Annotated in this window: 12 protein-coding genes; 8 read left to right on the top strand and 4 right to left on the bottom strand. The window is 66.3% G+C overall.

Annotation, left to right across the window (positions count from 1 at the left end; all coding sequences use genetic code 11):
* From MUO23_03640 to MUO23_03615, 6 genes are all read left to right on the top strand, one after another.
* Nucleotides 1–528: Gmad2 immunoglobulin-like domain-containing protein (locus MUO23_03640; GenBank protein ID MCJ7512047.1), on the top strand; the 528-nt coding region annotated here is incomplete at its 5' end.
* A 100-nt stretch (nucleotides 529–628) separates the two neighbouring features.
* Nucleotides 629–2,461: a VanW family protein gene (locus tag MUO23_03635; protein ID MCJ7512046.1), complete on the top strand. Its 1,833-nt coding sequence runs from the start codon at nucleotides 629–631 to the stop codon at nucleotides 2,459–2,461.
* Between the two features lie 188 nt (nucleotides 2,462–2,649).
* Entirely contained in the window at nucleotides 2,650–2,874 is a 225-nt protein-coding gene (locus MUO23_03630) for a hypothetical protein (protein ID MCJ7512045.1), read from the top strand.
* Complete coding sequence (locus MUO23_03625; GenBank protein MCJ7512044.1) at nucleotides 2,816–3,457, top strand: HEAT repeat domain-containing protein; 642 nt, start codon at nucleotides 2,816–2,818, stop codon at nucleotides 3,455–3,457. The genes MUO23_03630 and MUO23_03625 overlap by 59 nt, the downstream gene beginning before the upstream one ends.
* 105 nt (nucleotides 3,458–3,562) lie before the next feature.
* Entirely contained in the window at nucleotides 3,563–4,381 is an 819-nt protein-coding gene (locus MUO23_03620) for a MerR family transcriptional regulator (GenBank protein MCJ7512043.1), read from the top strand.
* Nucleotides 4,382–4,827: 446 nt separating this feature from the next.
* Nucleotides 4,828–5,184 (top strand): hypothetical protein, encoded by a 357-nt coding sequence (locus MUO23_03615; GenBank protein ID MCJ7512042.1) that lies wholly within the window; start codon nucleotides 4,828–4,830, stop codon nucleotides 5,182–5,184.
* A gap of 66 nt (nucleotides 5,185–5,250) precedes the next feature.
* Here MUO23_03615 and MUO23_03610 read toward each other — a convergent pair whose 3' ends face one another.
* The 3 genes from MUO23_03610 to MUO23_03600 form a co-directional block, all read right to left on the bottom strand.
* Complete coding sequence (locus MUO23_03610) at nucleotides 5,251–5,547, bottom strand: hypothetical protein (protein MCJ7512041.1); 297 nt, start codon at nucleotides 5,545–5,547, stop codon at nucleotides 5,251–5,253.
* Nucleotides 5,544–6,818, bottom strand: a complete 1,275-nt coding sequence (gene serS / locus MUO23_03605) for a serine--tRNA ligase (GenBank protein ID MCJ7512040.1) — start codon at nucleotides 6,816–6,818, stop codon at nucleotides 5,544–5,546. The genes MUO23_03610 and serS overlap by 4 nt, the downstream gene beginning before the upstream one ends.
* Nucleotides 6,819–7,564: 746 nt before the next feature.
* Nucleotides 7,565–9,391 (bottom strand): M3 family oligoendopeptidase, encoded by a 1,827-nt coding sequence (locus tag MUO23_03600; GenBank protein ID MCJ7512039.1) that lies wholly within the window; start codon nucleotides 9,389–9,391, stop codon nucleotides 7,565–7,567.
* Between the two features lie 328 nt (nucleotides 9,392–9,719).
* Between MUO23_03600 and MUO23_03595 the strand changes: the two genes are divergently transcribed.
* Both MUO23_03595 and MUO23_03590 read left to right on the top strand, forming a co-directional pair.
* Complete coding sequence (locus MUO23_03595; protein ID MCJ7512038.1) at nucleotides 9,720–10,901, top strand: pyridoxal phosphate-dependent aminotransferase family protein; 1,182 nt, start codon at nucleotides 9,720–9,722, stop codon at nucleotides 10,899–10,901.
* Nucleotides 10,894–11,874 carry an NAD-dependent epimerase/dehydratase family protein gene (locus MUO23_03590; GenBank protein MCJ7512037.1) on the top strand — a complete coding sequence of 327 codons (981 nt, stop codon included), beginning with the start codon at nucleotides 10,894–10,896 and terminating at the stop codon, nucleotides 11,872–11,874. The genes MUO23_03595 and MUO23_03590 overlap by 8 nt, the downstream gene beginning before the upstream one ends.
* Nucleotides 11,875–12,300: 426 nt before the next feature.
* On the opposite strand, the gene MUO23_03585 is transcribed toward MUO23_03590, so the two are convergent.
* On the bottom strand, nucleotides 12,301–12,540 hold a 240-nt coding region (locus MUO23_03585; protein ID MCJ7512036.1), incomplete at its 5' end, for a hypothetical protein.

The raw sequence follows: 12,540 nt of genomic DNA, 5'->3' as shown, positions 1-12,540 counted from the left end.
CTCTCCCAGGCGACGACGTACCTGTTCAGCTATCCGGGCAACCCCGGCCGCTTCCTCGCCAGCCTGCCGTTCGACCTCGACCTGGTCGCCGAGGAGGGCAGGCTTGAGATCAGCATCGACAGCCTGCGCGACGGGCAGCGCTCCCACCTCAGTACGATCTCATTGGTGCTGCTCTCGGCCGGCAGTCCCCACGTCTACCCGGCGCCCCACGGCGCCGAGAGACTGACGGTGTTTTCCCCCCGTCCCAACCGGCAGATCTCCGGCGGCACCCTCACGATTGAGGGCGCCGGTTGGGCGGAGAGCGACCTGGCGCTGGTCGCCGAAGTCCTCGACCGCCAGGGGGACACCGTCGGGCGTTCCGAATTCCGTCTGACCTCCGATGAGCCGGGAGAGCTCGGCACGTTCCGGGTCGAAGTCCCGTACCAGATCGACCGCGCCCAGCAGGGCAAGATCGTGGTCTACGAGTTGAGCAAGACGATCCCAGGGCTGGTCCACCTCAACGCCTTGGACGTGTTCCTGGCGCCCTGAAGCCGAGCCGGGCTCAGGGCCTGTCGCTGCCTCCCCCCTCCCGAGCCGGGAACCCGGCCAAGCCCCGGGCCGTCTGATAGAATGTCGCGCCGGTGCCCACATGCTGACCTCTGCCCTCCCCCGCCGCAGACTCGATTTCCCCGGGCTGCTGACCGCATTGCTGGCCGCGGCCATCACGGCCTGTGTGAGCGTGATGCTGGTCCTGCTCGCATTCGCCGTCGGCTCGCGCCTGCTTTTCTCCGGGAAGGCCCTGCCGGGTGTTTCAGCCGCCGGGATCGATCTAACCGGCCTGAGCCGCGAGCAAATCGAGGCCGCCCTGGGCGAAGCGTTCACCTACCCCCAGCAGGGAGCAGTGGTTCTGCAGGACTCGGGCCGCTACTGGGCCGCCACCCCGGCGGAACTCGGCCTGGCCATCGACGCCCAAAGCATGGCCGAGCGGGCACTAGTGCTCGGCCGCCAGGGGAGCCTGCGCCAGCAGCTCGTCGACCAGTCGCACGCCTGGGCGCAGGGGGTTGACCTCCCGTTGGCGGTGATCTTCGACCAACGGACGGCGACGGCGTACCTCCAGCGTGCGGCGGCCGAGATCGACCGCCCCCCCGTCGAAGCTGCGCTCCACCTGCAAGGCCAGCAGATTGAGTCGACCCCCGGCAGCGTCGGGCGCCTCCTCGATATCCCGGGCGCGCTGGCAGCGCTCGAGCCCGCCTTCGCTCTGCAGCAGGACGTTGGGGTGGTGTTGCCGGTTCTCGAGACTCGGCCTCGCATCCTCGATGCCGAGGCTGACGCCGCCCTTGCCCGGACCCTGCTCAGCCGGCCCCTCGTTCTCAAGGCGGAGGGTGCCGGCCCGTGGACTTTGGAGCCCGCGGCCCTGGCCTCGATGCTCGAGTTCACGCCTTCCGGGGATCCGGCCCGGGTTGCGCTTTCCTTGAGCCCGGGCATGCTGTCCGCCTTCCTAGATGAGCTGGCGCCCGACCTCGAGCGCAAGCCGGAGAACGCCCGCTTCATCTTCAACGATGACGCCCGGCAGCTGGACCTTCTGCGCGAGGCCGTCATCGGTCGCTCGCTGGACACCCAGGCTTCGATCCTGGCCATTGAGCAGGCGATCAATCGCGGCGAGTCCGAGGCCTCCTTGGTCTTCCATATCCAGGAGCCGGCCGTCGGCAGCGATGCCACCGCCAACTCCCTCGGGATCACCGAGAACGTCGTCGCGGTCTCGACCTACTTCTCGGGATCAAGCGAAGGGCGCATTCAGAATATCAAGACTGCCGCCTCCCAGTTTCACGGCCTGCTGATCGCTCCCGGCGAGACCGTGTCGATGGCCGAGCTGCTGGGCGACATCAGCCTGGACAACGGTTACACCGAGGCCCTGATCATCTACGGCAACCGCACCATCCAGGGTGTCGGCGGCGGAGTGTGCCAGGTCAGCACGACGCTGTTCCGGGCGGCCTTCTTCGGCGGCTACCCGATCCTCGAGCGAAACCCGCATGCCTACCGCGTCTTGTACTATGAGCAGGGGCCCAGATCCCCAGGCCCGGGCATGGACGCCACGGTCTTCGTCCCCAGGGTGGATTTCAAGTTCCAGAACGACACCCCCTACTGGCTGCTGATGGAGACCTATCTCTACGGCGAACAACTGCTGTGGAAGTTCTACTCAACCTCCGACGGTCGCGGCGTGGAATGGTCGTCCTCCGGCCCCAATAACGTGGAGGAGGCGCCCAAGCCGCTCTACCGCGAGAACGAGGACTTGAAGAAGGGGAAGATCAAACAGGTGGACTACGAGGCCGACGGCATGGACATAGCCGTCTACCGCACCGTCACTCGCCAGGGCGAAGCCCTGTACCAGGACACGATCAAGACTCACTACCTGCCATGGCGCGCCATCTACGAGTTCGGGCCCGGCACCCAGCTGCCCGATGACGTCGAAGTCGAGCACTAATCGCCCGGGGTTCGCCCTGGCCCCCGGCTTGGGCAGCCCCTTGCGCAGAGGCTTTGCCCCCAGGCGCAGCCCGCGCTCCCGCTACCGGGACGGATCGAGTGCCTGCCCCCTTTCTCTCGCCTGGCGGCCAGCGCCCGGCCGGCGCAGGCCGCATGGTAGAATGCGCGAATGCGGTCAGGAGGCCTTCTATGATCAGTCAGGATTTGCTGGAGATCCTTCGCTGCCCGAACTGCGTGCGTGAGAAGGAAGGGGCACTGAAGTTGGTGAAGGACACTTGGCTGGTGTGCCAGGAACCGGACTGTGGCCGCAAGTACCCCATCCTGGATGACATCCCCGTGATGCTGATCGACGAAGGTGACAAGTGGATCCAGGTCGCCGAGGGCGACCTGCCTGTCCCGCCCCCCGGCAAGTGAGGCCGGTCTGCCCGAGCTGCAGTTCCTGATTGACGAGCTGACCTCGGGGGATGACGCCCGGGCCGAGCGGGCCGCCGCCCGCCTGGCGGATCTCGGCCCCCCGGCCATCTTGCTGGCAACCCAGCTGCTCGAGCTGGGCGACCCCGATCAGCGCTGGTGGGCCGTGCGCACCCTGGCCAGGCTGCTCTCGCCGCAATCGACGCAGGCCCTGAGGCGGGCCCTATCCGACACCGACGTCGCTGTTCGCCAGGCTGCCGCCCTGGGACTGCGCGAGGCTGGCGATCCCTCCTGCCTTCCCTCTCTGGCCGAGGCCCTGGCCGATCCCGATCCGCTCGTGGCACGATCGGCGGCGGACGCCCTGGCCGCCGGGCGAAGCGAGGCGGTGCCGCATCTATCCAGCGCCCTGCTCGACCCCCGCCCGCGCCTGCGGATTGAGGCCGCGCGTGCCCTAGCCTTGAACCCCGATCCCTCGGTCATCCCGGTGCTGTTCTCCCTGCTGGAGGACGATTCACCGCTGGTAGCCTACTGGGCGGAACACGGCCTGGAAGTGCACGGACAAGGGATGGTATTTTTCCCTCCCTGAGACCGCGGCTTCTGTTGGGTGCCAGCCGCCCAGCTCCTGACAGGCCGCCTCGCCTGCGTCTGCCGCTGATCCTGGCGCGAGCCTTGCGCCCCCCCTGCTTCTTGATTGCCTCTTGACATTCACGGTGCGGGATGGTCTATCCTGTGCCCCATCAGCGGCCCAGAGAAGTGGCACACCGTTGAGCAGCTTGCCACCCTGGCTGGCGTCAGCACCCGCACCCTGCACTACTACGGCGAGATCGGCCTGCTGCGCCCAACCAGGTTCGCCCCCAATGGCTGCCACCAGTATGGCCGGGAGGCGGTTCTGCGGCTGCAACAAATTCGGTTCTACCGCGAGCTCGGCCTTGGCCGAGAACAGATTCGGCAGATCCTGGACCAGCCGGGTTTCGATCGGCGGCAGGCGCTCGCCCTGCATCGGCAGGCATTGCAGGCGGAAGTCGCCCGGCTCCAGACCCTGCGCGCGACCCTCGATAAGACGATCCACTACCTGGAAGGGATGGTGGCCATGATGAACAAGGAACTCTTCACCGGTTTCACGCCGGAGCAGGAGCAAGCCTACGAAGCCGAAGCCCGGCGGCGCTATGGCGACGAGCTGGTGGCCGAGTCCAGCCGTCGATGGAAGGGTTACGGCGCCGGAGAGCGCCAGCGGATCCTGCAGGAAGGCAGCTTCATTTATCACGAACTGAACGGTCAACTCGCGCACGACCCTGCATCTCCGCTGGTCCAAGCGCTGATCGCCCGCTGGCATCAGCACCTGCGCTACTTCTACGAGCCGACTCCGGAGATCCTGCGCGGGCTGGGGGGCGCTTATGCCGAGGATCCAGCATTCGCCGAGTTCTTCGACCGCTTCGACCCCAGCCTGCCTGCGTTTCTGCGTCAGGCGATCGACATCTACTGCGATCGCCTCGACCCCGCCGCTCCCTGATCGCATGCCCACGATCAGGCGCTGATGGGTCGATCCCAGCCTCAAGCGATCCTCGGCGAGAACAGTTCCAGACGGTTGATCTGGGACTGCGGCATCCCTCCCGGACCGCTGCGCCTCGCGCGGCGGAGCCGCCCCATCCAGCTGCCCGTAGGACCTGCGGGCGGTTGACCTTCCGGCTTGCGAGCCCCACAGTCCCTCAGATCACCTTCCCCGCCAAGCAGGAGTCAGTGACCGGTATAGATTTACCGAGGGGCGTCTTGGCTGCGTGCAGCCTTAGCGCGGCCGTGGCAGCCGGCTGCACGCGAACTGAAGCGGAACAGCCCGGGAGACTCCCCGAGTACCTCCCGCCGGGAGAGTCCTCCAGCGACTCATGTCTCGAAGGCGACTGGCTGATTTGGACCCCGAACCTCTCGCTCCTGGTCGCGAACCTGGTCCCGATGCCAGGCATGCGGGTTCCGGACGGCGCACTCTCCCTCTCGTCGAAGGACGGGGAATACGCCTACGGATCGAACGGATTTGTCATAGACGCCGATCTGGGGCCGGACACGTATCTGGAGGGGAAGGCTACCTTCCTCTTCACCGGAACCTACGACAACCCTGAATCCGGCAAGGTGGTTCTCTTCGGCGATGGCGCCCAGAAGCAGGTCACCGAATGGCTGGTCTTCAAGGAGGGAGAAACCATCGAGAGCCCGGCAGGCGGCTCCGAAGTTACCATTCCCTTGACGGGGCCCGCCAGGTGTGAATGCACGCCCGGGGGGAACTTGTGTTGTATCGGGAAGGCCCCGCTGGGGAAGTACCGATGATCCTCAAGCGCTAGCGGCGAGGAGTACCTGCCAACGATCGGTCGACAGGGCTCGCAGGACTTGCTCTCAAGAGGCGCTGCTGGAGTTGAGCCACAACCCCCACAGGGCGATGATCATGCCCAGGGGGGATCCAATCCGAACGCCGAAGAAGTCAACCCCTGCCCCAGGGCAGTTCCCAGCACTGCGCGGCCGGCGCCAGGCGCGTCCCGCCTCCGGTGCCATCCAACCACGAAGGCGGCCGGCGGCAGCCCCATCAGCCCAAGCACCCGTGGGCCGAGCCTCCCCCCAACCGACCAGCAGGCCGTAGGCCAGGCCGGCAATCATCACCAGGCCGACGATCACCGTCCAGGCGTCAGCGGTCATGGTCGTGCCGGCGGCTCGATCACTTCAACGCCACCCATCCACGGCCACAGCACCTGCGGGACGACGACGCTGCCGTCCGGCTGCTGATTGTTCTCAAGGACGGCGATCAGCGTGCGCGGCAGCCCCAGGCCGGATCCGTTGAGGGTGTGGACGAACTGGGGGCGGCCGCCGTCGCGGGCGCGGATGTTGGCCCGCCGTGCCTGGAAATCGCCGCAGTTGGAGACCGAGGAGACCTCGAGCCACTCCCCACTGCCCGCCGCCCAGACCTCGATGTCATAGGTCTTGCGCGCCGCGAAGCCGAGGTCGCCGGCGCACAGCGCCTTGGTCCGATAGGCCAACCCCAGCAGGGCACACGTCTCTTCGGCGTGCCCTCGCATCCTCTCCAGCTCCTCCGCCGAGGCCTCCGGCAGGCAGTAGACATACATCTCGACCTTGTCGAACTGGTGTCCGCGTTTGATGCCGCGCACATCCCGCCCGGCTGACATTTTCTCGCGGCGGAAGCAGGGGGTGTAGGCGGTGTAGCGCAAGGGAAGGTCGGAAGCGTCGATGATGGTGTCCATGTGCAGGCCGGTCAGGGGGACCTCGGCCGTGGGCACCATCCACAGGTCTTCCTCATGATCACGGTACAGGTTGTCTTCGAACTTGGGCAGTTGGCCGGCGGCGAAAAGCGTTTGCCCGCGCACCATGAATGGCGTGTACTTCTCCAGGTAGCCCTGGCGGGCGTGCAGGTCGAGCATCCAGGCAATCAGCGCCCGCTGCAGGCGGGCACCGGCTCCGCTGAGGACGTAAAAGCGCGATCCCGTGAGCCTGACGCCCTGCTCGAAGTCGAGCACCCCCAGGGACGGGCCCAGGTCCCAGTGCGGCTTGGGCGGGAACTCCAGGGGTTGCGGCTCGCCATGGCTGGCGATCACGACGTTGGCCGACTCGTCAAGGCCGTCCGGCACATCCGCCTCCGGCAGGTTCGGGATGGCGGCGAGCAGCGACTGCAGTTCGGCGTCCACTTCCCGCAGCCGGTCGTCGAGGGCAGCGATCCGTTCACCCGTTTGGCGCATGGCGTCGATCTTCGCCTGACGGCCTTCGGCGTCCTTCTGCCCGCCAATCTCCTTCGAGACCCGGTTGCGTTCAGCCTTCAGGGCCTCGACTTCCATCAACAGGCTGCGCCGCTCGCTGTCCAGCCGCAGCACCGCCTCGAGCGGAGGCTCGATTCCTCGGCGCGCCAGCGCCAGACGCACAACCTCCGTCTGCTCACGGATCAACTGCAGATCCAGCATCCAGCACCTCCAGCCAAAAGACACGCACCCCCATCGTGCAGGACGAGGGGGCGCTCGTGATGCCACCTGCATTCACTCGGCCGATGGCGGAGGCTCCGCCTCGCGCTAACGGGCGAACCCGATCCCTTTGCGGTGTCTCTTCACCCCTGCAGGGAAGACGCCCTGGCCGTTGGGGCAGGGGCGGAGCGCCTCCGGTCGATCCGCTGCCTTGCACCGTCCGGCAGCTCGCTGATGGGATCTGCCAGGGCGCGTCTCCGCCCACGTCAGACAACTGGAATCGGGAGGATTATACAGTGGCAAAGAGCCGCGTCAAGCTCTGCGGTCCACGGCACGCTCCTGACCCGTCGCCCTACGCACGCACTCGAAACCGAATGCCCGTGACGGCGGGTGCACTGAGCCATAGCCACCGGCTTGCCCGCCGGCGGCCTCGATCGGCCTGAGCGCCTCCGGGCGCGCTTCTCTGTTGGACATGGGCCGCGATCGAGACCTCGGCTTCACCCATGGTGCAGCCCAACTCCTGCGTGCGCTTGTCGGGCACATGCCAGCGCTCGCTAGTACTGCAAGGGATCGGGGTTGGCGCTGCCGCTGCGGGATCGTCCGCCGGCTGAGGCGAGAGGAGACGCTCGACGCCTCCAGCCCCTGAGATCCTCAGCGAGAGTCGTCTGCCGGAGGGCCGCCGTCTAGGATTTTGCCGGCGGAGCGTGAGGCCGCCCGCCGCGCGCCGGCCCTGGCTCCTTTCCGCGACCCTAGCTGCGCGTGTAGCGATCGACCCGTTTCTCGATCACGGCCATGCTGCCCCGCCAGAAATCGGGCTGGCGAAGGTTGATACCGAAGCGCATCGCCAGGTCAGCCGCCGTGCCGAACCCGGTGGCGCGCAATAGCGCCTCGTAGTCCGGGACGAACGCCGCCCCCCGCCGTTCGTATTCGGCATACAGCCCCAGGCCGAACAGCAGGCCGAACGCATACGGGAAGTTGTAGTACGACAAACCGGGACTGTAGTAGTGCGGCTTCCAGGCCCACATGTAGGGGTGGAGGTGAGCCTCATCCAGCCCTTCGCCGTACGTCTCGTGCTGGCAGCGGCGCATGATCTCACAGAAGTCATCGGCCGATAGCTCAGCCTGGGTGCGCCTTTCGAAGATTTCGCGCTCGAAGAGGAACCGGGAGTAGATGTCTACGATCACCTGGGAGCTACCGACCAGAAACGTCTCGAGAATCGCCAGCGATTCTTCCCCGCTCCCGGCCTCCTTCAGGGTAGCCTCTAGGATCAGGGACTCATTGAAGATGGAGGCCGTCTCGGCCAGGGTCATCGGCGTGCGACGCTGCATCATCGTCAGCCCGGCCTGGCACTCATTGTGGAAGGCATGGCCGAGCTCGTGCGCCAGGGTCAGCAGTTGAGCTAGCGATCCGTCAAAATTCGCCAGCACGCGAGACTGCTCCAGCAGCGGCACCTCCATGCAGAAGGCGCCGCTGACCTTGCCATTGCGCGGCTCGGCATCGATCCAACCCTCATCGAACGCCCGTCGGGCGAGACCGGCCAGCCGTGGGCTGAAGGCACCGAACTGCGTCTCGATAAATTGGCGCGCCTGATCATACGGGTACCAGCGCTCGTCCTTCCCCAGCGGGGCGAACAGATCCCACCAGGCCAGGCGCTCTTTTCCTAGACGTTTGGCCTTGGCGCGGAAGTAGCGCTGGAACATCGGGAGGGACTGGCGCATCACGCCATGCATCGCCTCCAGGGTCTCCCGATCGATGCGGGCTTGATCCAGGGCGCCGTGAAGCGAGTCCTGCCTCCCGCGGCGCCGGTTGAGAGTGTTGACGGCGCCCTTGACCCCATTCATGCACGCCGCCAGCGGCTCGCGCGCGGACTCCCAGGCCCGGATTTCTGCCTCGAACGCCCGCCGCCGCACATCCTCGTCGGGGTCAAAGCGGACGATGTTCTGCAGAACGCTCATCGGCAGCTGTTCGGTGCGGCCATTCCGATCGAAGGCGACCATGATCTGGGAAGTGACCGTGGCCTGCAGCTTCTCCCAGGCGCTGCCCCCGCTGAGCGACAGTTCAGCGGCCAATGTCTCCTCAGCTTCCGACATGAGGTAGCGGCTCTGCGAGACGATCTCGTCCAGGCTAAACACATGATCGGCAGCAGCCGGGCTGTGCTCCACCAGCGCCCGGGAATCGAGGCCGGCCTCGGCGATCGTGCCCATCCAGGCCTTGAAACGCATCTCCTGGGTCTCAATTCGCACGCCCAACAGGTCGAGCTCCGAGGTGCGTCGCCTGGCGAGAGTGTTGAATGAGTCCGTCGACACAAACCCGTAGACATAGGCCTGCAGCGTTGCGTAGAGGAGCCACAGATGGTTGCCGGCCGTCAGGTAGGCCTCGACCGCCTGCCCGGCATCACTGGCCGAGCCCGGGATCCACCCGTCACGCCGGATATTCCGCTCCTCCAGGAGATCATCGAGGCCAGCACATTGCTCTTTGGCAGACTGAAATGCCTGCTGGAATTCGGGGCTCTCCAGGCCTGGGTAGACGCTTTCTAGATTCCAGTGGGGCAGTGGGCCTAGCATGCGTTCTGTCATGGCGGGGTGTCTCCTGGCCGGTCTGGGGTTGGGGTGTTCAAGGCCGCGGACAGGCTGACGCCCGGCGCCCGCAGTTCAACCGACGCGCGCCAGGCAACCCCGGTCACCCGAGGGCCGGTGCACGATACCCGGGTTCGCGGGAATCGTCAACGCGAGGCGCCAACGGGCCGGGAGCACCGTCGAGGCCTATCCCCAGGATCTCGAGGAGACCCCTTTGACATTCTCCCGCCGTAGCCTTATCCTTGCAATGAAGTCCCCATCGGTCAGGATACAATCGGGGCAGGCGCCAGGCCTGCCACAGGTCACGGGTCTCTACAGGAGAAGGTGCATGGATATCTTTGAGAAGTGCCTGAGTTTCACTCAGGCCAAGCTCGCCAAGGCGATGGGGGTCTACCCCTACTTCACCGTCCTGGATGACACCGAGGGCACCGAGGTCGTGATTGACGGTCGGCGGGTCCTGATGATCGGCTCCAACAACTACCTCGGCCTGACGACCGATCCCCGGGTCCGCCAGGCCTCGATTGAGGCCGTCAAACGCTTCGGCACGAGCTGCACCGGTTCACGGTTTCTCAATGGCAACCTGCGCTTGCACGAGGAACTCGAGGCTCAACTCGCCGACTACGTTGGCAAGGAATCGGCGCTGGTGTTCAGCACCGGCTTCCAGGTCAACCTGGGGGTGATCTCCTGCCTCGTCCAGAAAGGCGATGTAGTGGTCGCCGATAAGGATGACCACGCCAGCATCGTCGACGGCTGCATGCTGGCCCTCGGCGAGATGCGCCGGTTCAACCACAACGACCTCGAGCACCTCGACCGGGTGCTGGCGGGCATTGACGAGAATGCCGGCCGTATGGTGGTGGTCGATGGGGTGTACAGCATGGGCGGCGACCTGGCGCCGCTGCCCAAAATGGTCCCGGTCTGCCGGAAGCACGGCGCCCGCCTGATGGTCGATGATGCCCACAGCCTGGGGGTGATGGGTGGCGGCCGAGGCACGGCAGCCCACTTCGGCCTGACCGATCAGGTCGACCTGATTATGGGCACCTTCAGCAAGTCCTTTGCCTCCCTCGGCGGTTTCATCGCCGGCGACGACGACATCATCCATTACATCCAACACCACGCCCGCTCGCTGATCTTCAGTGCCTCGATGCCGGCCTCCAACGTGGCCGCCGCCATGGCCTCACTCGAGATCATGAAGAACGAGCCGGAACGCATCGACCAGCTGTGGCATGTGACCGAGCGCATGCGCGCCGGCCTGAAAGCCGCCGGTTTCAACACCGGCCCCAGCGTCACGCCGGTGATCCCGATCATCATCGGCGATGTGGATAAGACGATCACCGCCTGGAATCTGTGCTTCCAGCGCGGCCTGTACACCAACGCCGTCATCCCGCCCGGCGTGCCGGCCGACCAGTGCCTGCTGCGCACTAGCTACATGGCCACCCATACCGACGAACAGATCGACCGGGCTCTGGCGATCCTGTGCGACGTCGGCCGGGAGCTCGAGCTGATTGCCTGAGACCGTCCTGGTCACCGGAGCTACCGGATTCATCGGCGCGGCCTTGTGCCGCGCCTTGCTCGCTCAGGGCCACTCGGTCCAAGCGTTCCACCGACCGACTTCCGACCGCCGTTCGCTGGACGGGCTGGATGTCGTCCATCACCTGGGGGACATCCTCCGCCCGGAGACTCTGGCACCGGCGATGCGGGGGGTGGACTGGGTATTCCATCTCGCCGCCGAGGCGGCCTACTGGCGCAACCCTGATCAGGTGATCGAGACCGCCGTCCAGGGCACGCAAAACGTCGTCCTGGCGGCCCGCGCGGCCGGTGTGCGCCGGGTGGTTATGACTAGCTCCCTGGCGGCCCTGGGTGTTCCTTCCGGCGCCGGATGGCTTGACGAGCAGCACACCTTCAACCTTCCTCCCGGGCGCTTCCCTTACGGTTTCGCCAAGCATCAATCCGAACAGGAGGCCCTGCGCATTGCCGAAGGCCTCCCCGAAGTCGTGATTGTCAATCCCTCGGCCGTGTTCGGCCCTGGCGATCGCAAACCGATCAGCGGATCGCTCATCATCGAGGCGGCCCGCGGGCTGGGGTTCGTGTATGTCGACGGCGGGTGGAATGTGGTTCACATCGATGACGTCATCCGCGGCCACCTGGCGGCCGCCCAGCTGGGCCGCGCCGGTGAACGCTACTTGTTGGGCGGGGAAAACCTGACCCACCGCGAGACGCTAGAGATCATCGCCCAGGTCGTCGGCCGCCGTCCGCCGTGGTTGCGCCTTCCCGGCTGGAGCGTCCCGCCATTGGCGGCGTTGATCGACGGACTGCGGAGTGTCGTGACGCTACCCATGGACGGCAACCAGCTCCGCCTGAGCCGCCACCGGCTGTTCTGCGATCTTTCCAAGTCCCGCCGCGAGCTCGGGATGCCCGAGCCGATCCCTTTCCGCCAGGCGGTGCACGACTTCTGGGACTGGTACCGCAGCCCGACGGCGGTCTAAGCGTTGCCGGCGCCCAGATTCGGGCGGCCCTGCTCGGCCTCGACGGCGTGTCCGTCCATCCCCCACCGGTTCGGCGGCCAGGAGTATCGGCGTCGGCCGCCGCGAGCTCGGTCACGTCCACGGCGATAGCCTGGTCGACATCCGTTTCCCCCGACGCATCCAAGATCAAGTGCTGGAGGCCGGACCGGACGAACCCCATCCCATTCTCCCGGAGAGCGATTGGTTCAGGCGCTAGCTGGACCATCCCGGCGACGTGGACACAGCCATCTCCTTGCTGCGGTTGTCCTAGGGTTCGGCGCTGGGCCAGCACCAGCGCGGCTCTGCGGATACCACCTGACGGAGCCATCGTCCCCGCGAAATGCGCCGAAAGACCGGGGCGGCCTTGCGGCCGCCCCAGCATAACCATCGGGGTTGATGCCATCTCGGCTACAGGTCGAGGTTGGCCATCTGTTCGTAGAACTTCCAGCGGGAAGCGACGTCCTTGCGGATGGCCTGCAGCAGGACTTCCGCCCGGGCAGGATCGGCCTGCCGCAGGGCCCGGAAGCGGATCTGCTTGTACATGAAGTCCTCGATCGGCTTGGTGGGCGCCTTCGAGTCCAACTGCAGCGGATTCTTGCCCTCCAGCGCCAGGCGCGGGTCGTAGCGGAACAGCGGCCAGAAACCGGT

Source organism: Anaerolineales bacterium, from assembly GCA_022866145.1.
Lineage (GTDB): Bacteria > Chloroflexota > Anaerolineae > Anaerolineales > E44-bin32 > PFL42.
This window is presented reverse-complemented; position numbering and strand designations above follow the sequence as displayed.